Genomic DNA, 23,234 nt, shown 5'->3' on the forward strand with positions numbered 1-23,234 from the left:
AAAACGACTTTAAACGCCGCGCGGCGGGCTCACGCTCAGAGCGTCGCGCGCACCAAGGCGGCGCCCTCGACCATTGCCTGCATTTTGGCGAAGGCGATGTTGCGGGGCACATATTTGAACCCGCAATCGGGAGCGACGATAATCTTGTCGGCGGGTACGACGGTCATCGCCCGGCGGATTCGCTCGGCGACCGTCTCGGGCGTCTCGATCGCGGGATCGTTCAAGTCGATCGTCCCGACCATGATGTGCTTGCCGCGCAACGGCGCCAACTCCGCGGGATCGAGCTTTGGCTGCGCGGTCTCGACCGACACTTGGTCGACGCGCGTGCCGGCAAGCTCGCCCAGATAGTCATAGCCATGCGGCCGATCGCCATGGATGATCGCGGCATAGCCGAAGCAGACGTGCAGCGCAGTGACGCCGTCGACATCCTGCAGCGCGCGATCGATCGCCTTGGCGCCATATTGCCGCGCCTTCTCGGGCCGGGCCTGGAGATAGGGCTCGTCGATCTGGACGATATCGGCACCCGCGGCGAACAGGTCGCGTATTTCCTCGTTGACTGCCGCGGCATAATCGAGCGCCATCTCCTCTTCGTTCGCGTAAAAGTCGTTCTGCGCCTGCTGGGTCATCGTGAACGGGCCGGGCACGGTGATCTTGATCCTGCGATCGGTGTTGCGCCGCAGGAACTCGACATCGCGGACCTGGACGGAATGCCTGCGGCGGATTCGGCCGGTGACGCGCGGCACCGGATTAGGGTGACCGCTGCGGTCGAGCGCGACGCCCGGATTGTCGAGATCGACGCCTTCGAGCGCTGTCGCGAAGCGATTGGAATAGCTTTCCCGGCGCATCTCGCCGTCGGTGACGATATCGATTCCGGCCCGTTCCTGCATGTGGATGGCCATGATCGTGGCATCGTCTTGCGCTTCCTCGAGATGGTCGGGGGCCGGGCGCCAGAGTTCGAGTGCGCGCACCCGCGGCGGGAAACGGCCGGCGAGTCGCGCCCGATCGATCAGCCATTCGGGCATCGCATAGGATCCGACCAGGGTCGTGGGCAGCAGCGTGTTCATCGGCATATCCCCTCATTCCCGTCCCTTGACGGCGAGCTGCGACCATAAGCAGCAACTGTCGAATTGTGAACGGTTTTCGACTATGACGAATATCGGCCAGGCGCGCTTAGCAGAATCCGATCGCCGGCATCTTCCCTAATGTCAGATAGGCTGTTATAAGACAGGCTGTTAAATATGCCGCATCGGAATTCCGGGCGGGAGAGGAGCCGGAGAGGGAGCTCAATGCAATTCGGTCTGTTTTACGAGCATCAGTCGCCCGCGCCGTTCACCGCCGCGAAGGACATGCAGATCTTCCACAACGCGCTCGGCGAGCTCGAGCTCGCCGACAAGCTGGGCTATGATTATGCCTGGCTGGTCGAGCATCATTTCCTCGAGGAATATTCGCACAGCTCGGCGCCCGACGTGTTCCTCGGCGCGCTCAGCCAGCGCACCAAAAGGATGCGGCTCGGCCATGGCATCTGCGTGATGCCGCCGCGAATCAACCATCCGGCGCGCGTCGCCGAGCGGATCGCGACGCTCGACCTGCTGTCGAAGGGCCGCGTCGAATGGGGCACCGGCGAGAGCGGCACCGCGATGGAGCTCGAAGGTTTCGGCGTCGATCCCGATCTCAAGAAGGACATGTGGCGCGAGGCGACCGAGCAATGCGCGAACATGCTGACGATGACGCCCTATCCCGGTTTCCAGGGCGAGCATTTCTCGATGCCGACGCGCAATATTGTCCCCAAGCCGATCCAGGCGCCGCATCCGCCGCTATGGGTGGCGTGCTCGCGTCGCGACACGATCCTGCATGCCGCGCGCAACGGCATGGGCGCGCTCGTGTTCGGCTTCGCCGCGCCGGAGCAGGCCGGCAAATGGGTCCAGGAATATTACGACATCATCAAGTCCGACGAATGCGTGCCGATCGGCCATGCCGTGAACGCCAATTTTGCCATCGTGACCGCGCTGTCGGTCAACGAGGACGAGCAGGTGGCGATCGACCGCGGCACTGAAGGCTTCAAATATTTCGGTTATTCGCTGGGATTCTACGCCTCGTTCGGCAAGCTGAAGCCCGGCCATTCGAGCGTTTGGGAGGACTTCAAGAAGGCCGAGGCAGGGATCGAGGACAATCACGGCAATGGCGGCATCGGCACGCCCGACCAGGTCCATGACCATTGCAAGGCCTATGCGGATGTCGGCGTCGACCAGATCATCTTCGTCCAGCAGACCGGCCCCGCCAATCACGACCATATCTGCGAATCGCTCGAACTGTTCGCGACCACGGCGATGCCGCGGCTGAAGGTCGGCGAGGAGGAGCGCCTGGCGAAGAAGCAGGCCGAGCTGGCGCCCTATTTCGAGGCAGCGCTGGCCCGCAAGCCGAAGATGGCGCCGCTTGCCGTCGAGGATATCGAGATCGTCAAATCCTATGGCCTTCGCAAGAAGGAGGCCGGCACCTACGAGAATGTCCGCTCGGATCGTGGCGGCGGGCTGGCGGTGGTGGCGGACGACCCCCTGGCGCTGGTTTCGAACCAGGCGGAAAAGGCGTCGCAAGGGTGAGCATCCTCGACGGCCGCGTCGTCGTGATTACCGGCGCCAGCTCGGGGATAGGCGCGGCCTGCGCCGTCGCCTTCGCCGAGAAGGGCGCCAAGGTCGTGCTCGCCGCGCGCCGCACCGAGCGCCTGGGCGCACTGGTCGATCAGGTCGAGGCGATCGGGGGTGAGGCGCTGGCGGTGGCGACCGACGTTACCGACGAGGACGCGGTCGCCAATCTCTTCGCGGAAACGCTGGCGCGGTTCGGCACGGTCGACGTGCTGATCAACAATGCCGGCATTGCCGACAGCACGCCGGCCGAACTGACCGACCTGGCGCTGTGGCGCCGGGTGATCGATACCAACCTCACCTCGGCATTTCTGTGCGCGCGATCGGCGATACCGATCATGCGGGCACAGGGCAGGGGGCGGATCATCAATGTCGGATCGATTTCCGCCAAGGTGCCGCGCAAGGACAGCCCGGCCTATACCGCGAGCAAATGGGGGCTCGCCGGCCTGACGCGCGCGCTGGCGGTCGATTGCCGCGCGGGCAATATCGCGGTTTCGGCGTTCCATCCGGGCATCGTCGCGACGGAGTTGGGCGGCGGCCCCAGCACGAAGCCGGTCGAAATGACCGCGCGGGCGGAGGACGCCGCGGGTATTATCGTCCACATGGCCGACATGCCGGATCACCTGAATTTCTACGAAGCGCTAATGGTGCAGAACAAGATCCCATTTCTGGGACGAGGGTAGGGGCGACTGTCCCGCGCCTCAGTGGGCGCGGGTTATCTTTGCGTCAGCGCGTAAGCAGAGGAGGCCGTGCGACCCACGCTGTCGCCGGGGTGGAAGCATTTCGGTGTCAGGCCCGCTCGCTCTTTGCATCGACGATATTCTTGAGCTTGCGCGCCGCGCTCACCGAAACCGGCCAGCCGGCATAGAAGGCGATATGCGCGATCGCCTCGCCGATTTCCTCGACCGTGAGGCCGTTCTCCAGCCCCAGTTCCATATGCCCCTGTGCCTGATCGCGGTTGAGCGCGATCAGGCAGGTTATCGTGATCAGGCTGCGGTCGCGCTTCGAGAGTTCGGCGCGCTCCCAGACCTTGTCGTAGAGCACGCTCTGGGTGATTTCGTCCAGCAGCGGTGCCACTCCCGCCAATTCCCTGCCGCGTCCGCCCGATGGTCGCTTCACTTCGACTCTCCCCGATAGGCTTTGAAATTGCTTGCCGCGGCGTTGAGCGCACCGCGCAGCATGCCGAGCTCGGAAAGCCAGGCGATGTAACGGACGCCGCGCGCGACATAGGATTCGAGCTGGGCGGCATTGGCGACGACGGTGCCGATATGCTTGCGGCCCGCGGCCACCTCGATCACGCGGTCGATCGCCGCGACGACGTCGGGATGTGCCGCATCGCCCGGGTGGCCGAGCGACGCGCTGAGATCGCCGGGGCCGATGAACAGCACGTCGAGCTCGTCGACCGCGCACAGGGCCTCGATATCCTCGACCATCTCCTTGTTCTCGACATGGACGCTGACCAGCGTCTCGCGATTGGCGCGCTGTTCGTAATCGGGGAGGGTGCCATAGGCTGCGGCGCGGCATGCGCGTGCCGAGCCACGCTCGCCGAGCGGCCAGTATTTGGCCTTGCGGATCACCTCGCGCACTTCCGCCGCGCTCCTGAGCGAGGGCACCTGGATGCCGCTCGCGCCGCTATCGAGGACGTGGAGGATATTGGCCTCGCCGGCATCGGGGGTACGCACCACACTGCTCATCCCCATTCGTTCGCAGGTGCGGATCATGTTCTCGAGGCCGGCATGCGTGTAGCAACCATGCTCGGCGTCGAGGATCACGAAATCGAACCCGGCGATGCCGTACAGCTCTGCGATGGCGGGCGCGTCGAGCTTGACGAAACTGCCGAAGACAACCTCTCCGGCCTCCAATTTGCGCTTCACGTCCCCATTGAACATCGCTGCATCCCTCTCCCGATCCGCCTGGCGGAGTTGCTATTTACAAATGCCATTCAACATGGCAGCAGTGCGGCTATAAGCCAAGCTTTCATATGCGAAGGCGGCAACCCGGTCCGCCACCAAGGCGGCCAGCAACAGGAGATGATGTGAGGCGCAGCACAGATCGCATCCTTACGACCCATGTAGGCAGCTTGATCCGGCCGCTCAACGTGCTTCAGGGGATGATGGCCAAGGTCCTCGGTGAGCCCGTCGACGAAGCCCAGTTCCAGCGCGACGTCCGTCAGGGTGTCGCCGATGTCGTCGCCAAGCAGGCCGAGATCGGCATCGACATTCCGAGCGATGGCGAAATCTCCAAGCCGAGTTTCCACAATTATGTGGTCGAGCGGCTCGGCGGTCTGGAAAAGGTCCCGCCCTCGGAGCGAGGTGCCTATTATGCGGCGCTGACCGAGGAATTTCCCGGCTTCATGACCCAGTACAACGCCATGTACAAAACGATGTGGATGCCGCCCGAGCTCGACGCGGAAAAGGTCCGCAAGGCGGCCAATACGCCGCCGGCGCGTGTCCGCGTCGCCGCGCCGATCCACTATGTCGGGCAGGATGCGCTCCAGACCGATCTCGACAATTACCAGGCGGCGCTCGCCGGCAAGGACTTCGTCGAGGCGTTCATGCCCTCGGCCACGCCGGCGCGCGACGATGCCGATGCCGGCACGGTGTACGCGACCGAATCCGAATATCTCTACGCGCTCGCCGATGCGATGCACGTCGAGTACAAGGCGATCGTCGATGCCGGCTATGTCGTCCAGCTCGACCTCGGCCTTCCGGCGCGCAATCAGGTGCTGCCCGGCAATCCCAATCCGACGCCGGAGGATCTGCGTCGCGCCTCCGAGCGCCAGGTTGAAGCCTATAACCACGCGCTGCGCGGCATTCCCGAGGACCGCGTGCGCTATCACATGTGCTGGGGCAGCATGAACACGCCCCACACCACCGACGTGCCGCTGCGCGAGGTCATCGACATCATCCTCAAGATCAAGGCACAAGCCTATGTCATCGAAGGCGCCAACCCGCGCCACGAGCATGAGTGGATGGTGTGGAAGGATGTGAAGCTGCCCGACGGCAAGATCCTCGTCCCCGGCGTGATCAGCCACCAGACCAATGTCGTCGAGCATCCCGAGCTCGTCGCGTGGCGAATCTCGAATTTCGCGAGCGTGGTCGGGCGCGAGAATGTCATCGCCGGCACCGATTGCGGCTTCTCGCAGGGCTGGAACATGGCGCGGGTCCATCCCGAGGTGCAGTGGGCCAAGCTTTCGGCACTGGTCGAGGGCGCCGCCTTGGCCTCGCGGCAGCTATGGCAATGAGATGAGCGACAATGCCAGGCTCGCCGCCGGATTGGCCGAGTATCTGAATGCCGTCCGCGGCGCGCCTGGCACCCCGCTCGAAACAGCGCGCCTCCTGGCCGATCGCAATGCGCATCGGATCGCGTACCCGCTGCCGACCGGAATGACGGTCGCCAACAGCTTCGTGGTACGCGCCGGGGACGAGGTCCCGGTGCGCATATATCGTCCGGCGGGGAAAGGGGCGCTGCCCGCTATTGTCTATTTTCACGGCGGCGGCTTCACGACCGGCAGCATCGAAACCTATCAACCACTGGCGATGGCGCTGGCTGAGGCGACCGGCGCGGTGGTGATCAGCGTCCACTATGCCCGCCTGCCCGAAGCCACGCCGCGCGCGACGGTCGAGCAATGCTATGACGCGCTGGCCTGGACGGCGCGGATGGCGTCCGCCCTCGCGATCGATCCGGCGCGGATCGCGATCGCCGGCGACAGCGCCGGCGCGTTCCTCGCGGCGCAGGTCGCGATTCTGGCGCGCGATCGCGGCGGCCCTACGCCGGTCTGCCAATTGCTCGCATACGGCATGTTCGACGTCGACGGCGGGCGCGCGGGTTATGCCGCCGTTCGCGATCCGGTGCTGACGCTGCCGGTGATCAGGGCCATCATCGCTGCCTATCGCAGCGCCGACGCCCGCGATCCGGCGCTGTTCGAGGTGCCGCTGCGCAGCGATCTTGGCGGCCTGCCGCCGGCGATCCTGCTGGAGGCCGAGCACGATGCCCTGGTCGATGAGGGCCGCGAATTCGCCGAGCGGCTGCGCGTTGCCGGCGTGCATTGCGAATTCCGCATCGCTCCGGAGATGTGCCACGGCTTCCTCCGTGCCGTCCGTTTTTCCGCCCCCGCCCGTGCCGAAATGCGCTGGCTCGGCGGCGCCTTCCGAACCCTCACGCAACCAAGGAACTAGACCGTGGCGCTCAAGACCGAAGACCCCGCATTCCAGGCCGGCCGCGAGCTGCGCAGGCAGATGTTCGGCGACGCCAGCATCGAGCGCCTCGACAATGCCGACGATTTCAACGAGCCGCTCGAAAATTACGTCACGTCCGCCGTTTTCGGCGAAACCTGGACGCGGCCGGGCCTCACGTTGCGCGAACGCTGCCTGATCACGGTCGCGATCAGCGCCGCGCTCAACCGCCAGATCCCCCTGAAGCGCATGGTCAAATGCGCGATCGCGAACGGCGCGACCAAGGAGGAAATCCGCGAAACGCTGTTCCAGACGACGATGTATATCGGCGTTGCCGGCGGCGTCGAAAGCTGGGCGCTCGCGGCCGAAGCGCTCAAGGAAATCGACGCTTACTGAGTCTGACTAGCCGCGGGGACAGGCTTGGCTGCCTTGAGCCCCGCGGCCTCGATGCCGGCGGTGCCGCAGGCGGCATCGTCGGCTGGCTTGCCGCCCGACGTGCCGACGCCGCCCAGAAGTGTGCCGTCGGCTGAGTAGATCGGCACACCGCCCATGATCGTCGCGACGCTCGGCATGTTCGCCGGCGGATTGAGCGCGGCGGTATCGGCAGTGGCGCGGCCATATTTGGCGGCCGAGGTCGCCTTCCACAACGCGATCTCGCCGACGCCCATCGACACGCCGTCCATATGCGCCAGCGTCACCGCCATGCCGTGATTTTCGAGCACGAACACCGCGACCTTGAGATTGTGCGCGCGCGCATAATCGAGGCACGTGTCGCGGATCTTGGCGGCGCTGGCATAATCGAGCACTGGCCGTGCGGTCTGGGCGGAAGCCGGCATGCCGAGCAACAATGTCGCGGCGAGGGCGAGGCGGCGCCTCATTTCAGCGTCTCGAGATAGCTGATGATTTCGCTGCGCTTGGCAGCGTCCTTGATGCCGGGGATCATCATCTTCGTGCCGGGCACGATGGCCTTGGGATCGGCGAGATAGGCGTCGAGCTTGGCTGGGGCCCAGCGGATGCTCGATCCTTTCATGGCCGGCGAATAGGCGTAGCCCGGCCTCTTGCCCGCCGCTGCACCGACTATGCCGAACAGATTGGGGCCGACACCGTTCGCCGCGCCTTTGGCGGTGCTGTGGCAGGCATTGCAGGTCGCGAAGGCCGGGGGCGGTGCGACGGCTGCAGGCATCGGCGCCGCCGGTGCAGCCGGGTGGCCGGCGCCGTGCGCCGATACGCCGATCAATAGTAGCGCGGCGCCGGCCATGGCAGCGGTCAGATAGGCGTTTGCGTGGGTCATCGTACTTTCCTCATGCCGGAACAGGCTCGGATTGTTGCTGCGCCGCGCGCAATCGCGCCATTAGCGTTGCCGCCGCGGGGAGGACCATCAGTCCGCCGAACAGCAGCATCACCGAGAATCGCCCGACGCCGGCGCCGATCACATAGCCGCCGAGCAGCGGTCCGACGATCCCGCCGATGCGCGAGCAGCCGAGCATGATGCCGAGGCCCGCATTGCGCGTGGCTACGCCGTAATAATTCAGCGTGACCAGAATCAGTGCCGTATAGGCGCCGACGTTGAAAAAGCCGCACAAGGTCGAGGCTCCGACCAGCGCCCAGTTCGCGCCGTCCGGTACCACGCCGAGCAATGTGAACGACGCTGCCATCGCCAGCAGGAAGATCGCCGCGATCCGCACCTCGCCGACGCGGCGCGACAGCGCGCCGACGATCAGTTGCGCGATGATTCCGGCACCGTAGGTGGTCACGCCGGCAACGCCGTTCCACTGCATGCTCATGCCGGCCATCGAAAGTATCTGCGGGCGCCAGCCGGCCATGAAGCCGCCGCTGATCGTGAACGCGAAGCCGGCCAGGCACAGCAATGCGGTGCCGATCCACAGCGAGCGCGGGATGATCGTCAGGCTCGCCCGCTGCTTCCCCAGGACGGTGGGCACGTCGGGCAGCGCCGCCACTTCGGGCTTGCGCATCCGCCGCATCAACGCGTTGATCCGCGCGAGCGCGTCCGGAGGACGTCGCGCCATCAGGAAGACTGGGGAGTCGGCGAGGATGAACAGGCCGAGGAGGAACGCGGTCAGGTTGAGCGCCGCGGCACCTAGGAAGATCGATCGCCAGCCATAGGGCTCGATCAGCAGCCCCGCCATGGCGCCGCACAGCATCCCGCCAAAGGCATAGCCCGAATGGAGGATGCCGATCAGCAGGTTGGAGCGCTTCTCGTTGCTGAATTCGGTGACGGTGACGTTCAGGCACACGACCAGCGCGCCCAGGCAAATGCCGGTCAGCAGGCGCAGGATCATGAGCGTGGTGATCGTGCCGTTGGTCGCTGTGACCAGCAGCAGCACGACCAGCGAGCCGAGCAGCGTTAGCGTCAGCGCGCGCCGTCCGATCCGATCGGCCAGCGGCGCGACGAAGATCGATCCGATCGCGACGCCCACGGGCGTTGCGCTCGACGCCAGCCCGAACCCCTGGATCGAAAGGTGGAGTTCCTTGATCATCACCGGCGCCGCATAAGACAGGGTGACGACGTCGAGCCCTTCCGCGGCATAGGCCAGCATGCAGATCGCGACGATCGCATATTGATACCCGCTCATCGCCGATTGTTTGATGATCTCGTTGGGGGTGACCGGCTGGCTCATGCGGGCTGCCCTTCGCCGGAATGGCGATACGGCAGTCTGGCGATCGGCTGTCTACGCACACGCACCCCTTATTAATGCCAAGTCAATTCGACGATTACAAACGCTATTGTGGATGCGCGAATGGCAATGGATGAGGTTCGTCGCGTTTCGGCCGCCACGAAATCCCGGCGCGTTCGCGGCGCGCCGGGATATTGCGAGTCGACCGACGCGCGGGTCAAAAGCGGATACGGACGCCGCCGACATAGTAACGGCCGACCTTGTCGTACATCTGCGAATTTGACACCGTCGGCGCTATGATGCTGTTCGGCGCAATCGGCGGATCCTGGTTCAGCAGATTGTCGATCTTGCCATAAAGCTCGATATTCTTGGTGATCTTGTAGGACGCCGACAGATCGACATAGGCGCGCCCCTTGACTCGGTTCTGCGACGCCGGGAGATCGACATTGTCCACGTAGATCGTCCGGAATTTGCCGCCGCCGATATAGCGGACATACGCGCCCAGGCGGAGCGGGCCGCCCGAATAGGTCAGATCGAAATTGCCCTTCCAGCGCGGCTGACCGCCCGGATCGGTGGCGATGTCGCCGAGCAGGATCGTCGTGACATTCGATGCGGTCAGTTGCAGCTTGTCGACATAGTTGACGAGCAGGCGGCTGCCGATCGACCCGGTCGTTCCGAACCACGACACCGGACGGCGATAGGAGAGCTCGAAGTCGATTCCGGCGGCTTCGATGGTCTGGGCGTTGATCAGTGTCGCCTGGATCGACGTGATCTGATTGCTCGAATTCTGGGTAATCAGGCTGCAGAACGAGTCGATCTTCAACGTGAAGCAATTGTTGACGATCGTCTGCGGCGCAATCGCGGTGATCGCGCCGTTGATCTTGATCGAGTAATAATCGATCGAAGCGTTCAGGCCGGGAATGAAGCTGGGCTGCAGTACGACGCCAATCGCCTTGGTATCGGCCTTTTCGGGATTGAGATTGCGGTTGCCGCCGGTCAGCTGCAGCGTGTTGGCGGTGACGTTGGTGCGCGGGTCAGAGATCGAGTTGATCACCTGGTTCTGGCCGGCATAGAGTTCGTTGATGTTAGCCGCGCGGATGTCACGCGAGATCGTGCCGCGGAAGCGGATGTCGGAAATCGGCGAATAGTTGAAGCCGATCTTCCACGTCGTCACGCCGCCGCTCGAACTGTAATCGGCGTAGCGGACGGCGCCGCTGACTTCGAGATTCTTGGCGAAGGGCGTGTCCTGCGCCAGCGGGATCGCGGTCTCGGCATAGACTTCCTTGACCGTGAGCTGGCCGGAGAATGGCTGCTGGTTGATCGAGCGCCATCCCGAGATCACCGAGACCGGATCGGAGACGCTCTTGATCGTCTCCTTGCGATATTCGGCCCCGACCGCGAGCTTGACGGGGCCTGCCCAGGTCTTGAACGGCGAGCCCGACAGGTTGGCGCCGGCAGTGTTCTGGGTCATCCGGGCGTCGTACCAGGACGTGCCGCGATACCAGGCCAGCGCCTGCTGGCTGATCGACCCCGCGCCGAACACGTTGATCGGCACGCACGCCGGGTTGTCGTTGGTGGTGCTGGCATCGGCGTTGATCCGGCATACGGGCTGACCCGTAACCGGGCTGATCACCGAATCCACGCCCTGGAACCAGCGCGACTGAATGCGGTTGTTCACGCTTTCCTGGCGGAAATGGTTGTCCGAACGCTGCACATGGACGTCCCACGACCAATCACCGATCTTGCCCTCGGCGCCCACGGCATAGCGTAGCGCGCGGGAGACGCTGTTGTTCTGCGAATTGCCGTCTTCGAGGTTCATGCGGCCAAAGGCGAACGATTTGATATTGTTGGCCGCCATCGTCGCGGCGATCGACACCGGCAGGAAAGCATTGTCGCGCTGAATGGTCAGCGTGCCGTTGTCATAGTTCGGCGCGAGGTCGGACAGCACTTCGACCCGTGACCACAAGCCCTCGGCCCATAACGAAATCCCGTCGGTCAGGTCATAGGTGGCGCGGCCATATCCGGAATAGCGGGTGATATGCGGCAGGATATTGCCATCGTCCTCGATCGATACGCCGCTGCCGCCCAGCATGAAGGTGGTGTTGACCGGGCTGCCATAGACGAACGGCTGGGGCGTGCCGTTGACGCCGAACTGGATGCCGTAAAGCGGGCTGGTGGCCGGCACGACGGTGACGCCGCCGAACGTCATGCGCGAATATAGCGCGTCATACGCGATATAGTTCTTGGTCTGGCCATTGGTGGCTGTGTAATTCGGATTGTTGAACAGCACCGGTCGGCCACGGCCCCAGTCGCGCGTACTGACAGCGGTCTGGCCGGTGTTGCGATAGAAATCACCCGCCACCGTGATGTTGAGCCGGCCAAAGGTCTTGCCCGCCGCGGCGGAGATCACCGGACGGTTGAAATCGTTGTAGTTCGAAATGCCGTACGAGGCGTCGATCTTTACCCCCTCGACCTTCTTCTGCAGCGAGAAGTTGACGACGCCCGCGACGGCATCCGAACCGTAAGCGGCCGAGGCACCGCCGGTCACGACTTCGACGCCGCTGATCAGCGACAGTGGAAAGATATTGGTGTCGACGCCGCCGAACGGACTGGTCGCCGCGAGGCGACGGCCGTCGAGCAGCAGCAGCGTGCGCGCGCCGCCCAGCGCGCGAAGATCGGCGACATTCTGGCCGACCGGCTCGCTCGACTTGCCGATATTCTGATTGATGCGCAGCTGCGGGATATCATAGGCCAGCTCGGCGACGCTGGCGAGCGCGCGGTCCTTGATCTGCTCGGGCGCGATGGTGGTGACTGGAGTCGGAGCGGTGAAGCCCGCACCCAGGCGCGAACCGGTGACGACGATTTCCTTGTCCCCAGGCGCCTGCCCGGCCGCTTCGGGAGCGGTCGGGGCCGTGTCTTGCGGGGAACTGACGCTAGTGGCGTCGCCGGGCGCGGGCGCGGGCGCGGGCGTGGTCTGGGCGAACGCGGGCGCGGCGGTCGCCGAAAGCATCAGCGCAATGGCCGCCAGGCTGGGATCCCTGAGTCGCGACGAGAGCGCGCGGCCCGATAGTGAAGATGACTTTCGCATTGCTTCCTCCCCAAATCGACGCGGCCTTCGGGCCGTCATCCGGATTTCGCGGCGATGCCGATGCACCGACGTCTCGACGCTCGCGTGTTCGCAGTCGTCTTGCCGACATTCTAAAATGACGAACGCTAGTTGCTTATGACATATATTCGCTAGCCGACAAGCGAAAAATCGGATACTGTCGAACGACATTTGGTATAAACACCACAGAACCACACGGCCGCCCTGGCCGATAGCGGGTCGAAAAACGGGAGAGAGCGGGATGGCAGCAGCCACGGAACCGAGCGGCGCGATGGCTGCGCCTCCCAGCATGACTCGCTATCAGTATCTGGTCGTCGCTCTGTGCTGCGCCGCCAATATCGCCGATGGCTTCGACGTCGTGTCGCTATCGGTCGCGGCGCCGGTTCTCTCCAAGCAGTGGCATATCAATCCGGCGGTGCTCGGCACCTTGTTCAGTGCGGTTGCGGTCGGGCTCGTGATCGGCGCGTTCCTCGTCGCGCCGTTCGCCGACAAGGTCGGACGCCGCCCGGTCATGCTGGCTGCGCTCGGCTCGCTCGCGGCATCTCTGCTGCTGACCGGCGCCGCGACCGATATCTGGCATTTGCTGGCATTGCGCTTCGTCACCGGGATCGGGCTGGGGACGCTGGTGGTGTGCCTCAATACGACCGCCGCCCAATATTCGAGCGTCAAGTTCCGCAATATGGCGATGGCCACGGTCCATATCGGTTTCACGCTGGGCATGATGCTCGGAAGCGGCATCGCGGCCGCGGTTCTGGGCACCGGCGGCTGGCGCAACATCTTCCTTGCCGCCGGGCTGCTCAACGCCGTCACCTTCACGCTGGCGCTCTTCATCCTTGGCGAGTCGCGCGACTTCCTGGTGCGGCGCCAGGGACCAAAGGACCTCGCCGCGCTCAATCGTCTCCACCGGCGCATGACGCTGCCCGAATTGGCGGCGATGCCGCCGCGGCCGGCTGCCGCCGAAAGCAGCGCCAATGCGATACGCGCGATGCTTGCCGGTCCGATGCGCAGCCCGACGATCCTGATCTGGATCGCCTCGCTCACCTATGCCCTGGTTGGTTATTTCCTGCTCAACTGGAAACCGACCGTGCTCGCCAATGCGGGGCTCAGCCCCAGCCTGGCGGCGGCAAGCGGCATCATCACGGGCGCCTGCGGCGCGGTCGGCCATCTCGCGATGGGCTTGCTCGGCCGGCGCGTCGGGGAAGGGCGACTGACGGCGTTCTTCTTCAGCATGGCGGCGGTTACGTTGATCCTCTTCGGAATCATGCCGGCCGCCCCGATTCCGCTACTTGCGATGGCCGGGCTGACCACGTTCTTCGTCGTCGGCGCCTATACCGGATTATTCCTGGTAACCGCGGTGATGTATCCGACGGCGATCCAGAACACGGCGCTTGGCTTCGTCGTCGGCTTCGGGCGGATCGGCGCGATCATCGGCCCGATGATCGGCGGCTTCCTGTTCAGCGCCGGGCTGACGCGGATGGATACCTATATCGTGTTCTCGATCATCGCGGTGATTCCCGCCGTGACGATGTCGCTCGTCAATCGCCTCGCCGCGCGCGCGGCCAGCAAACCCGGAGGAGATTTCAGTGCCGAACCAGCGGCTGTTTGACACCCACGCGCATTTCTTCACCGACGATACCAAGCGTTTTCCGATCGACGTGACCGGCGCGCGCGAGGGCGAGGCCGAAGTCCGCGCGCGCATCGCGCGCGATCCGGCGACGGCGGAGCGACTGCTGGCTCTATGGGATCAATGCGGGGTCACCGGCGGCGCGGCGGTGCAATATAATACGATCTACAAGACCGATAACAGCTACACGCTGTCGGTCGCCGACGTGAACCACCACCGCGTTTCCGCGGTGCTGATCCTGCGCGCCGATTTCCCCGACACGCCGGAACAATTGCGCGCGCTGGCGACCCGGCACAATGTCTGCGGGCTGCGGCTGTTCGGGTATCCCGATGCCGACGGCAGTTATCCCTGGCTCGACTCGCCGGCGGCGCTGGAGACGTGGGAAGTCGCCGCGTCGCTGGGGCTGACGATGGTGATCATGTACGCGCCGGGCAAGCCGACCAGGGCTGCGCTGCACCGGATCATCGCGCTGGCCAAGCGCTTTCCCAAGACGGTGATCGCGCTCGATCATTGCGGCTGGCCCGGCGTCGAAAACGGTGTCGCCGGTACGATCGGGCCTGAGCATCTCGAACTCGTCGACGTCCCGAACATCTTTTTCAAATTCACCCAGATCAACCTCAACCGCTTCCGCGAAACGGGGATCGACGCGGCGCGATTCGTGCGACTGATCGTCGACACCTATGGCGCCCGCCGGGTGATGTGGGGGTCGGATTACGGCAACACCAAGGATGCCTATCCCGACATGGTCGCACAGGCGATCGCCGCAACGAGCCTTCTGAGCGCAGCCGAGCGCACTCAGGTGCTGCATGACAATGGCGCCAAATTGTTTGCCGATCGCCTGTGAGCGCAGCACCCGAACCGCCCGTGATCGATGCCCATGCGCACGTCTTCACCAGGCGCATGCCGTTCACCGATACGGCCTGGACGCGGCCCGATTACGACTATCCGGTCGAGACCTATCTCGCCGAACTCGATGCGCACGGCATCGCCTTCGGCGTGATCACCGCGGCCAGTCTGTTTGGAGACTATAACGACTATTCGCTGGCCGCGCTCGCGCAGCATAAGCGACTGCGCGCGACCGTGATGCTCGATCCCGACACAGCGCCGCGCGAGCTCGCCGAGCTCAAGGCACAGGGTGTTCGCGGGGTGCGCTTCCAGCTTCCGCTCAAGGCGGAATTGCCCGACCTGAGCGGCTATCGCTTCCGCCGTTTCACCACCCGCCTGGCCGATGCCGGCATGCATCTAGAGCTCAATCTCGGCGGCGAGCAGCTTGGCAACATGCTGCCCGCGCTGGCCGATCACGGCATCCAGGTGGTGGTCGACCATTTCGGGTTGCTGCGCAGCGAGAACGAGATGGAGGGGCCGGGCTTCAAGGCCATGCTCGCAGCGATCGACCGTGGCCGGACGTTCGTGAAAATCTCCGCCGGTTTCCGCCTGCCGCCGGAAAGCCTAGCCGGCTATGCTGCGCGGTTGCTGCAGGTCGCCGGACCCGATCGACTGTTTTGGGGCAGCGACGCGCCGTTCGTCGGCGCCGAGGATCGGATGACCTATGGCGAGGCGCTCGCCACCCTCTACCGCATCGTCCCTGATGCCCGCGACCGCCGCCGCATGTCCGATGCGGCGCTGCGCTTCTATTTCTTCTGATTGGCGGCTTTCACCGTATTCGCCAACAGGCACGCGATCGTCATCGGACCGACGCCGCCCGGTACCGGAGTCACCGCGCGCGCATGCTGGACCTCGTCGAACGCGACGTCGCCGACCAGGCGCGTGCGCCCATCATCCTGAGGCACGCGCGTGATGCCGACGTCGATGACCACGGCGCCTTCCTTGATCCAGAAACCGCGCACCAGTCGCGGTGCACCGGCGGCAGCGATGACGATGTCGGCCTTGCGGACGATATCGGCGAGCCCGCGCGTCTCGATATGCGTCACCGTCACCGTCGCCTCGCGTTCGAGGAGCAGCATCGCGATCGGCTTGCCGACGATGTTCGACTTGCCGATCACCACCGCGTCGAGCCCTCTCAGATCGGGCAGCACGCTATCGAGAAGCATCATCACGCCGAGCGGGGTGCATGGCACCAGTCCGCCCGTGCCCGTCGAGAGTCGGCCCACATTGACCGGGTGGAAACCATCGACATCCTTGGCCGGGTCGATCGCGCCGAGCACGATCCCGGCATCGATATGCGCGGGCAGGGGTACCTGGACCAGGATACCATGGACGCGCGGATCGGCGTTGAGCCGCGCGATCAGCGTCAGCAGCGCGTCCTGTGGGGTATCGGCGGGCAGGCGGTGCTCGGACGAGGCAATGCCGACCCGCGCGCAGGCCTCGATCTTGCGTTTTACATAGACCTGGCTCGCCGGATCCTCGCCCACCAGCACCACCGCCAGCCCCGGCGCGATCCCGTCGCGTGCGACGATCGCGGCGACTTCGGCGGCAGTCTCGGCATCGAGCCGTGCGGCGATCGCGCGTCCGTCGATCCGCTCGGCCACCCTTGGCCGCAATGCCGCCAGCGTCACGCCGCGTCGAGCGCCACGGCGTTGATCACGTGCGGCTGGGTATATTCCTCCAGCCCCTCTAGGCCCATTTCGGTGCCCATTCCCGATTGCTTGAGTCCGCGGAACGGAATGCGCGGATCGATCGCCATCAGCTGGTTGACCCACACCGTGCCCGATGTCACGCGCGCCGCCACCTGGTTGGCGCGGGCCAGATCCTTGCCCCAGACGGTGCCGCCCAGCCCATAATCAGTCCCGTTGACGCGTTCGATCAGTTCGTCGACGTCGGAATAGCTGAGCACCGGCAGCACCGGCCCGAACTGCTCCTCGCGCACCAGCGGCGCTTCGTCGTCGATATCGCGGACGATGGTCGGCGAGATGAAATAGCCAGGCCGGTCGAGCGGCTCCCCGCCGGCGATCACGATGCCGCGCGCTTTGCTGTCCTCGATCAGCGCCGACACCTTGTCGAACTGGAGCTTGTTCTGAACCGGCCCGATCTGCGCGCCCTGGTTAGCGCCGTCGTCGACGACCATTTCCTTGGCCAGCCGCGCCATCTCGTCGCAGAATTCGTCGTACATCGTGTCGGGCACGTAGGCGCGCTTGACCGCCACGCAAATCTGCCCGGCATTGCGCATCGCGCCTTCGAAGACCTTGCCCGCGGCATATTTGGCGTCGACATCGTCGAGCACGATCGCGGCGTCGTTGCCGCCCAGCTCGAGGGTCACGCGCTTGAGGCTGTCCACGGACGAGGCGAGCACCTTCTTGCCGGTCGCGGTCGATCCGGTGAACGAGATCTTGGCGATGTCGGGATGTGTCGTCAGCGCCGGGCCGAGCTCGTTCTGGTCGCATAGCGTGTTGACCACGCCGGCGGGCAGGATCTGTTGGCACAGCTCGCCGAACAGCAACGTTGTCAGAGGCGTCGTCGGCGCCGGCTTGCAGACCATCGTGTTGCCCGCCATCAGCGCCGGCCCGACCTTATTGGCGAGCAGGATCATCGGGTAGTTCCATGGGGTGATCGCCGCGACCACGCCCAACGGCGTGCGATGCTCGGTGACGCGGTTCCCGCCTTCGTCGCGCAGCACTTTGGGCTCGAGCCGCATCGCCGCGAAGGCGCGAAGGACGAACACGGAGCCGTAGATTTCCTTGGTCGCCTGGTCGAGCGGCTTTCCCTGTTCCGAGGTCATCAGCGCAGCGAATTCGGACACCCGCGCTTCGAGCGCCGCCGCCAGTGCCTCCACCTTGGCACCGCGCGCGGCCATCGGCGTCGCGGCCCAGGCCGGGAAGGCGCGCTTGGCCGCCGCGACCGCGGTCTTGAGCATCGCCGCATCGGCCTTGGGGCATTGCGCGAACGGCGCGTCGAGCGCCGGGTTGATCACGTCGAAGCTGCTTGCTCCCGCGACCAAGGCACCGTCGATGAGCAGGCGAAATTCGTGGTCCATGGGTTTTCCTTGTCGGGAGGTCAGGCGGACAGCGCCTGAGCCAGCACGCCTTCCGCGGCCGGCTCGGCATCGTCGAGGCCGACGAGCCGGGCGGGATTGTCGCCGATCATCGCGCGGATCTCGGTATCGGTATAGCCGATGTCGATCAGCATCTGGATGACGTAGCGCAGCCCCTCGACTGGGGAAGGATTGCCGACCTGCCCGAGGTCCGATCCGATGATCGTGTTGGCGACGCCGCCGGCATCGACGCACATCTTCAGGCTGTCATGGCTGTAGCCCTTGCTCTGGACGCCCGCCCACATGCAGCAGCTATGTTCGAGATAGGCGCCCATCTTTGCCAGCTCGGCCATGTCGGAGACGGTGCACCCGATCAGGAAGGTCGGGTGATTGACCAGCAAGCGGGTGACGCCGCGTTCCTTGGCCTCTGCGAACAATGGCCAGATTTCGCTGATATGGAGATGTCCCGCCGACAGCACCGCGTCATAGGCGGCGATCTGGTCGAGGATCTGCTTGACCTCGTCCTTGAGCTTGCCGCGCTCGTCGACCACCGTGAGCATCGTCGGCGCGAGCATCGCGTCCTTGGTCGGCAGGAACTGCCGACGGTGCGAATGACGGATATGGTTGGCCGCCGAGAAGGTCGGCATCCACACCAGCCGCGCGCCGAGCTTGAACCCATGCTCGACGGCATAAGGGTTGAGCCCGCCCGTGGTATTGTTGAGCGGCACTCCGGTCAGCAACTTGACCGAGCCCGGCATGATTTCGTCGAGCAAGGCCGCGACCGGCGTGACCGAATAATAATGGTCCTTGAACAGGATCGCGCGCAGGCCGGCCGCCTCGCCTTCCTTGATCGCCTCGACATGGTTGAGGCTGCGCGGCATCACCGATGGCCCGCTGTGGCAATGCAGGTCGATCGCCCCTTTGAGGAGGTCGCTGATCCTGTCGCTCATGCCGCGATCTCCTTATCTTCGGGCATCGGATAGTCGGCCGCGTTCAATACCCAGCCGGGCTTGTCGGAAAAGTCGCGGCGAGGCGGGCAGAAGACGTCGAGCAGGCGGTTGAGCCCTTCGCCGATCCCCTGCGACGTGTGCGTTGCCGGGGGCGGGATCACCGCGACCGAGGGTGCTGCGCAGCGTTCGTGGTCATCCTCGATCCACTGCGTCGAATCGCTGATCCACGGCCAGCGTAGATGATGGATATAGTCGCCGTTGAGTACGACCGAATATTGCTCGAAATCGTCATGATGGTGCGGCGAGAGATTGTCCGCGGCGCGCGGGCCGACGCGGCCGTCGCCGAAATTGACCATGATGTTCGAGCCGCGATAGATTCGCCCGAAACGGCCTTGTTCGGGGGCGACGTCGCCCGAATAGACCCGCACCTTGCGGCCGCCGACCGGATCGGGCCAGGCAGCGAACGGCGGCACGTTGGGATCCGGCTCGGCATAATCGGCGACGTTCGAACAGAGCGCGGCCAGGTCGGCGGATTGCACGGTGAACAGGCGGAGGATGCGGCCGCCTTTCAGCACGGTGATCGTGCTCGCGCCCGCCGGCACGAAGCTGACCGTCTTGCCACTGGCGATCGTGCTACCCTCGGCGATGCTGATCTCTATCTCGACCCCATCGTCCGGGATCACCACGGCATATTCGTCCGGCTGGTCGCTCCGCTCGAACACCGCGCCCGCTTCGACGTCGCTATAGCCCACGATCATGGTTGCGCCGCGCGCATACCAGCTATTGGCAAGCTCGGTCCGTTGCTGCGGCGGCTCGGCATAAAAGCGCGCGTAGCTCGCATGCTTGAAGCTTTTGGGCGAGGGGGCCTTTTGCGCGGTGGCCAGCGTACTCCGCAAATCGTTCTGCCCGTACATCGGCGCTCCTCGTCCAGCATTGCTGCTATCGCAGCTTGGCTGTTATATAGCGCCGGATTTGCCGGTTCGTCTAATTCCTAATCGCGGCCGGCCTGATACCGCATAGGTATCGGAGTGACGAAGTTGAGACCCATAGCGTGATACTATCGTAACGGGCCAAAATTGGCATTGGACCTGCGAAGGGGGCGGGACAACATGCCGCCAAAGCACTGCCCGCGAGGGGCTTGGAGAGGAACTGGACTTGGCGGACTCAGCGCAAGCTCTGCTACAAAGCGTGCCGGCAACTGACGCGACGGCATCCTCCCTCGCACGTCTCCTCAAGCCGCGTTCGATCGCCATTGCCGGAGCCTCGCCCGATCCGGCGACGATGGGCGGCGTCGTCCTCGCCAATTGCGAACGCTTCGGCTTCGACGGACCGATCCACCTGATCAGCCCGACCCGCGACGAAATCAACGGCCGCCCCTGCGTGAAGTCGGTCGATGCATTACCCGAAGACGTCGATGCCCTGGTGCTCAATGTGCCGCGCGCGGCGATCCTGCCCGCGGTCGAGGCGGCGGCGGCGCGCGGCGTCGGCGGCGTGGTCGTCTTCGCCTCGGGCTTTGCCGAGGGCAGCGATGAGGGCCGCCGCGAGCAGGAAGAGATCGCTGCGGTTTGCAACCAGGCCGGCATGGCGCTGCTCGGCCCCAATTGCATGGGCTATGTCAATTATGCCGGCGGCGCGGCGCTGACTTTCGAACCCGCGCATCCCCAGCCGCTCGGAGATCGCCGCAACGTCGCGGTGGTCGCACAAAGCGGTGCGACCGCGTCGGGCATCCGCGCCGGCATGCTCGGTCGCGGCATCGCGGTATCGCTGTCGGTCGCTACCGGGAACGAAGCCGTGGTCCATGCCAGCGATCTGATCGAGCTGATCGTTGCCGAGGGCACCGCCAACGCGATCGCCCTCTATGTCGAGCAGATCCGGAACCCGCAGGCGTTCCTGCGCGCGGTGCGCAACGCGCGCGCCGCCGGCGTGCCGGTCATCATGATGCACCCCGGCCGCAGCAAGCGCGGCCAGGAAGCGGCACAATCGCACACCGGCTCGATGGTCGGGGATTACGCACTGATGCGTACTTCGGTCGAGAACGAGGCGGTCGTCGTCGTCGATACGATGGACGAGTTGTTCGACACCGTCGCGATCCTCCACCGGTTCCCCACGCCCGGCACCGGCGCGCTGGGCGTCGTGACGAACTCCGGCGCGATCCGCGGCATGGCGTTCGACTTCGCCGAGGATATCGCGCTGCCGATCGCCGACCTTTCGCCCGAGACGCTGGCGCGAATTGCGACGCTGCTTCCTGCCGGCATGGAGATCGACAATCCGCTCGACGTCGGCACCACCGGCTTCACCAATGGCGGCATCTTCGGCCAGGCGACCCAGGCCATGCTCGCCGATCCGAACGTGGGAGCGGTCCTTCTGCCGATGGCTGGCGGCGGCCCGTCGCAGCAGCGCTCGAAGGGCGACTCGATCATCCCGGTGGCATTGACCGCGACCAAGCCCGTTGCAGTCGTCATCACCGGCGACGAATCGGCGCTCGATGCCGATTTCGTGGCGGCGATGCGCGCGAGCGAAACCCCGCTATTCCGCTCGCCCGAGCGTGCGATGCGCGCCTTCGCCGCGGTTGCCCGTTACGCGGCCGCGCTGGACAGCGTCGATGATCGCACACCGGCCGCGATCGGTCTGACCGGCTTGGGCGCGCCCGGTGTGAAACCCGAATATGTCGGCAAGGATTTTCTGCGCCGCATCGGCGTCCAGGTCCCCGCCGGCGACCTTGTGGCTACGGTCGATGAGGCCCTCGTCATCGCCACCCGCATCGGCTTTCCGGTCGTGCTCAAGGCGCAGGCGGTGGCGCTGTCGCACAAGAGCGACGCCGGCGGCGTTATCCTCAATCTGCGCGACGAAGCCGCGCTGCGCGAGGGCTGGGCGACGCTGATGGCCAATGTCGGCGCGGTGACGCTCGACGGCGTCCTGGTCGAACAGATGTCCGCGCCTGGGCTAGAGCTCGTGGTCGGCGCGCGGAATCATCCCGAATGGGGGCCGTCAGTGCTGGTCGGTCTGGGCGGCGTGCTGATCGAGGCGCTCGACGCCGCGGAGCTGCTCCCCGCCGACATCTCCCATGCTCGCGCGGTCGAGCGCATCCTCGGGCTGCGCGGTGCCAAGATGCTCGGCGAGTTCCGCGGCAAGCCGGCGCGCGACGTTCATGCCGTCGCCGATGTGGTGGTCAAGGTCGGTGCGGCGATGCGCGCCGGGCTCGCCATCGAAGAGATCGATATCAACCCGCTGATGGTGCTGGCCCAGGGCGAGGGCGCCGTCGCGCTCGACGCGCTGATCGTCACCGGCGCATAATTACAGGATCTGACAGATGGAAACGACCATGGCAACCACCGAAGAAAAGCCTATCCCCGGCGGCAACACCGTCCTCGTCCAGTTCGAGGACGGCATCGCCTGGGTCCATCTCAACCGGCCCGAAAAGCGCAACGCGATGAGCATGGAACTCGCGCGCGAGATGAACCAGGTGCTCGACGCGCTTGAGATCGACGATCGCTGCTCGGTCATCGTCCTTACCGGCAGCGGCGAAGCCTTTTCGGCGGGTATGGATCTCCAGGGGTTCTTCCGCGCCTCGGACGCGGTCAGCGATGTCGAGCGCCATCGCGCCTATCGCGAGACGCGTGCCTGGCAGTGGCGGACCTTGATGTATTACGCCAAGCCGACCATCGCGATGGTCAATGGCTGGTGCTTCGGCGGCGCCTTCACGCCGCTGATCTGCTGCGACCTGGCGATCGCCGACGAGAAAGCAGTGTTCGGCCTATCCGAAATCAACTGGGGCATCATCCCGGGCGGCGTGGTGTCGAAGGCCATCTCCACGCTGATGGGCGACCGCGAGGCACTCTATTATGTGATGACCGGCGAGAATTTCGACGGCAAGCGCGCTAAGGAGCTCGGCCTCGTCAACGAAGCGGTGCCGGCCGACAAGCTCAAGGAGCGCACCCGCGAGCTCGCCAAGGTCCTGATCGACAAGAACCCGACGACCCTCCGCCAGGCGCGCATGGCGTATAAATATGCCCGGGAGATGAACTGGGAGCTCGCCGCCGAATATCTGACCGCCAAGGTCGACCAGACCACCTTCGTCGACCGCGAAAAGGGCCGCGAAAAGGGCATGGTCCAGTTCCTCGATGAGAAGACCTACAAGCCGGGTCTCGGCAACTACAACCGCGAAGGGAAGTAAGC

Annotated in this window: 21 protein-coding genes; 10 read left to right on the forward strand and 11 right to left on the reverse strand. The window is 65.0% G+C overall.

Translation table 11 applies throughout. The features are described 5' to 3' along the window. Positions 1-35: 35 nt before the first annotated feature. A complete protein-coding gene (locus tag SPR01S_RS04375) occupies positions 36-1,064 on the reverse strand; it encodes a uroporphyrinogen decarboxylase family protein (protein WP_245661865.1) in 1,029 nt (342 codons plus the stop codon). A 222-nt stretch (positions 1,065-1,286) separates the two neighbouring features. Between SPR01S_RS04375 and SPR01S_RS04380 the strand changes: the two genes are divergently transcribed. Together SPR01S_RS04380 and SPR01S_RS04385 are read left to right on the forward strand one after the other, a co-directional pair. Next, entirely contained in the window at positions 1,287-2,597 is a 1,311-nt protein-coding gene (locus tag SPR01S_RS04380; protein ID WP_084250928.1) for an LLM class flavin-dependent oxidoreductase, read from the forward strand. After that, the gene (locus SPR01S_RS04385) at positions 2,594-3,322 is read left to right on the forward strand and encodes an SDR family oxidoreductase (RefSeq protein WP_066585472.1); all 729 of its coding nucleotides are present in this window, start codon (positions 2,594-2,596) and stop codon (positions 3,320-3,322) included. Before SPR01S_RS04380 ends, SPR01S_RS04385 begins: the two co-directional genes overlap by 4 nt. Before the next feature lie 106 nt (positions 3,323-3,428). On the opposite strand, the gene SPR01S_RS04390 is transcribed toward SPR01S_RS04385, so the two are convergent. Then, on the reverse strand, positions 3,429-3,758 hold the full coding sequence (locus SPR01S_RS04390) for a carboxymuconolactone decarboxylase family protein (protein ID WP_066585473.1): 330 nt from the start codon (positions 3,756-3,758) through the stop codon (positions 3,429-3,431). Next, positions 3,755-4,528 (reverse strand): HpcH/HpaI aldolase family protein, encoded by a 774-nt coding sequence (locus tag SPR01S_RS04395; protein ID WP_066585475.1) that lies wholly within the window; start codon positions 4,526-4,528, stop codon positions 3,755-3,757. The genes SPR01S_RS04390 and SPR01S_RS04395 overlap by 4 nt, the downstream gene beginning before the upstream one ends. Positions 4,529-4,674: 146 nt before the next feature. On the opposite strand from SPR01S_RS04395, the gene SPR01S_RS21795 reads away from it, so the two are divergent. From SPR01S_RS21795 to SPR01S_RS04410, 3 genes are read left to right on the forward strand one after another with little or no spacing between them, the layout of a single operon-like run. Continuing rightward, entirely contained in the window at positions 4,675-5,883 is a 1,209-nt protein-coding gene (locus tag SPR01S_RS21795) for a cobalamin-independent methionine synthase II family protein (RefSeq protein ID WP_169803374.1), read from the forward strand. Between the two features lies 1 nt (position 5,884). Beyond that, complete coding sequence (locus tag SPR01S_RS04405; RefSeq protein ID WP_066585477.1) at positions 5,885-6,817, forward strand: alpha/beta hydrolase; 933 nt, start codon at positions 5,885-5,887, stop codon at positions 6,815-6,817. 3 nt (positions 6,818-6,820) lie between these two features. Continuing rightward, entirely contained in the window at positions 6,821-7,210 is a 390-nt protein-coding gene (locus tag SPR01S_RS04410; RefSeq protein ID WP_066585481.1) for a carboxymuconolactone decarboxylase family protein, read from the forward strand. On the opposite strand, the gene SPR01S_RS04415 is transcribed toward SPR01S_RS04410, so the two are convergent. The 4 genes from SPR01S_RS04415 to SPR01S_RS04430 form a co-directional block, all read right to left on the reverse strand. Then, a complete protein-coding gene (locus tag SPR01S_RS04415; RefSeq protein ID WP_066585483.1) occupies positions 7,204-7,692 on the reverse strand; it encodes a GlcG/HbpS family heme-binding protein in 489 nt (162 codons plus the stop codon). The two genes, SPR01S_RS04410 and SPR01S_RS04415, sit on opposite strands and share 7 nt — an antisense overlap. Next, the gene (locus SPR01S_RS04420) at positions 7,689-8,105 is read right to left on the reverse strand and encodes a c-type cytochrome (protein WP_245661866.1); all 417 of its coding nucleotides are present in this window, start codon (positions 8,103-8,105) and stop codon (positions 7,689-7,691) included. Before SPR01S_RS04420 ends, SPR01S_RS04415 begins: the two co-directional genes overlap by 4 nt. Positions 8,106-8,115: 10 nt before the next feature. Continuing rightward, complete coding sequence (locus tag SPR01S_RS04425; protein ID WP_066585485.1) at positions 8,116-9,453, reverse strand: MFS transporter; 1,338 nt, start codon at positions 9,451-9,453, stop codon at positions 8,116-8,118. 214 nt (positions 9,454-9,667) lie between these two features. Next, positions 9,668-12,538: a TonB-dependent receptor domain-containing protein gene (locus SPR01S_RS04430; protein WP_169803375.1), complete on the reverse strand. Its 2,871-nt coding sequence runs from the start codon at positions 12,536-12,538 to the stop codon at positions 9,668-9,670. Positions 12,539-12,797: 259 nt separating this feature from the next. Here SPR01S_RS04430 and SPR01S_RS04435 point away from each other — a divergent pair, with 259 nt between their 5' ends. From SPR01S_RS04435 to SPR01S_RS04445, 3 genes are read left to right on the forward strand one after another with little or no spacing between them, the layout of a single operon-like run. Next, on the forward strand, positions 12,798-14,162 hold the full coding sequence (locus tag SPR01S_RS04435; RefSeq protein ID WP_066585487.1) for an MFS transporter: 1,365 nt from the start codon (positions 12,798-12,800) through the stop codon (positions 14,160-14,162). Next, on the forward strand, positions 14,140-15,024 hold the full coding sequence (locus SPR01S_RS04440; RefSeq protein ID WP_066585489.1) for an amidohydrolase family protein: 885 nt from the start codon (positions 14,140-14,142) through the stop codon (positions 15,022-15,024). The genes SPR01S_RS04435 and SPR01S_RS04440 overlap by 23 nt, the downstream gene beginning before the upstream one ends. Then, positions 15,021-15,824 (forward strand): amidohydrolase family protein, encoded by an 804-nt coding sequence (locus tag SPR01S_RS04445; RefSeq protein ID WP_066585491.1) that lies wholly within the window; start codon positions 15,021-15,023, stop codon positions 15,822-15,824. The genes SPR01S_RS04440 and SPR01S_RS04445 overlap by 4 nt, the downstream gene beginning before the upstream one ends. Here the strand turns inward: SPR01S_RS04445 and folD are convergent. Genes folD through SPR01S_RS04465 form a run of 4 tightly spaced genes read right to left on the reverse strand, consistent with a single transcriptional unit; the run spans position 15,812 to position 19,972 of the window. After that, entirely contained in the window at positions 15,812-16,669 is an 858-nt protein-coding gene (folD, locus tag SPR01S_RS04450) for a bifunctional methylenetetrahydrofolate dehydrogenase/methenyltetrahydrofolate cyclohydrolase FolD (RefSeq protein WP_066585493.1), read from the reverse strand. The two genes, SPR01S_RS04445 and folD, sit on opposite strands and share 13 nt — an antisense overlap. Before the next feature lie 23 nt (positions 16,670-16,692). Then, positions 16,693-18,111 carry an aldehyde dehydrogenase family protein gene (locus tag SPR01S_RS04455; RefSeq protein WP_066585494.1) on the reverse strand — a complete coding sequence of 473 codons (1,419 nt, stop codon included), beginning with the start codon at positions 18,109-18,111 and terminating at the stop codon, positions 16,693-16,695. 20 nt (positions 18,112-18,131) lie between these two features. Continuing rightward, positions 18,132-19,058, reverse strand: a complete 927-nt coding sequence (locus SPR01S_RS04460; protein WP_066585496.1) for a DUF6282 family protein — start codon at positions 19,056-19,058, stop codon at positions 18,132-18,134. Further along, positions 19,055-19,972: a cupin domain-containing protein gene (locus SPR01S_RS04465; protein WP_066585497.1), complete on the reverse strand. Its 918-nt coding sequence runs from the start codon at positions 19,970-19,972 to the stop codon at positions 19,055-19,057. Before SPR01S_RS04465 ends, SPR01S_RS04460 begins: the two co-directional genes overlap by 4 nt. 241 nt (positions 19,973-20,213) lie before the next feature. Between SPR01S_RS04465 and SPR01S_RS04470 the strand changes: the two genes are divergently transcribed. Both SPR01S_RS04470 and SPR01S_RS04475 read left to right on the forward strand, forming a co-directional pair. Continuing rightward, on the forward strand, positions 20,214-22,352 hold the full coding sequence (locus SPR01S_RS04470; protein ID WP_218016701.1) for an acetate--CoA ligase family protein: 2,139 nt from the start codon (positions 20,214-20,216) through the stop codon (positions 22,350-22,352). 28 nt (positions 22,353-22,380) lie between these two features. Continuing rightward, positions 22,381-23,232, forward strand: coding sequence for a p-hydroxycinnamoyl CoA hydratase/lyase (locus SPR01S_RS04475; RefSeq protein WP_174531865.1), 852 nt, complete (start codon positions 22,381-22,383; stop codon positions 23,230-23,232). Positions 23,233-23,234 lie beyond the last annotated feature (2 nt).

The organism is Sphingomonas pruni NBRC 15498 (genome assembly GCF_001598455.1).
Taxonomy (GTDB): Bacteria; Pseudomonadota; Alphaproteobacteria; order Sphingomonadales; family Sphingomonadaceae; genus Sphingomonas; species Sphingomonas pruni.

What these genes read in the sequence shown, in the direction of transcription:
- SPR01S_RS04375 (WP_245661865.1), bottom strand. Translation starts at nt 1,064, where the DNA reads ATGAACACGCTGCTGCCCACGACCCTGGTCGGATCCTATGCGATGCCC.
- SPR01S_RS04380 (WP_084250928.1), top strand. Translation starts at nt 1,287, where the DNA reads ATGCAATTCGGTCTGTTTTACGAGCATCAGTCGCCCGCGCCGTTCACC.
- SPR01S_RS04395 (WP_066585475.1), bottom strand. Translation starts at nt 4,528, where the DNA reads ATGTTCAATGGGGACGTGAAGCGCAAATTGGAGGCCGGAGAGGTTGTC.
- SPR01S_RS04405 (WP_066585477.1), top strand. Translation starts at nt 5,885, where the DNA reads ATGAGCGACAATGCCAGGCTCGCCGCCGGATTGGCCGAGTATCTGAAT.
- SPR01S_RS04415 (WP_066585483.1), bottom strand. Translation starts at nt 7,692, where the DNA reads ATGAGGCGCCGCCTCGCCCTCGCCGCGACATTGTTGCTCGGCATGCCG.
- SPR01S_RS04420 (WP_245661866.1), bottom strand. Translation starts at nt 8,105, where the DNA reads ATGACCCACGCAAACGCCTATCTGACCGCTGCCATGGCCGGCGCCGCG.
- SPR01S_RS04425 (WP_066585485.1), bottom strand. Translation starts at nt 9,453, where the DNA reads ATGAGCCAGCCGGTCACCCCCAACGAGATCATCAAACAATCGGCGATG.
- SPR01S_RS04430 (WP_169803375.1), bottom strand. Translation starts at nt 12,538, where the DNA reads ATGCGAAAGTCATCTTCACTATCGGGCCGCGCGCTCTCGTCGCGACTC.
- SPR01S_RS04435 (WP_066585487.1), top strand. Translation starts at nt 12,798, where the DNA reads ATGGCAGCAGCCACGGAACCGAGCGGCGCGATGGCTGCGCCTCCCAGC.
- SPR01S_RS04455 (WP_066585494.1), bottom strand. Translation starts at nt 18,111, where the DNA reads ATGGACCACGAATTTCGCCTGCTCATCGACGGTGCCTTGGTCGCGGGA.
- SPR01S_RS04460 (WP_066585496.1), bottom strand. Translation starts at nt 19,058, where the DNA reads ATGAGCGACAGGATCAGCGACCTCCTCAAAGGGGCGATCGACCTGCAT.
- SPR01S_RS04465 (WP_066585497.1), bottom strand. Translation starts at nt 19,972, where the DNA reads ATGTACGGGCAGAACGATTTGCGGAGTACGCTGGCCACCGCGCAAAAG.
- SPR01S_RS04475 (WP_174531865.1), top strand. Translation starts at nt 22,381, where the DNA reads ATGGCAACCACCGAAGAAAAGCCTATCCCCGGCGGCAACACCGTCCTC.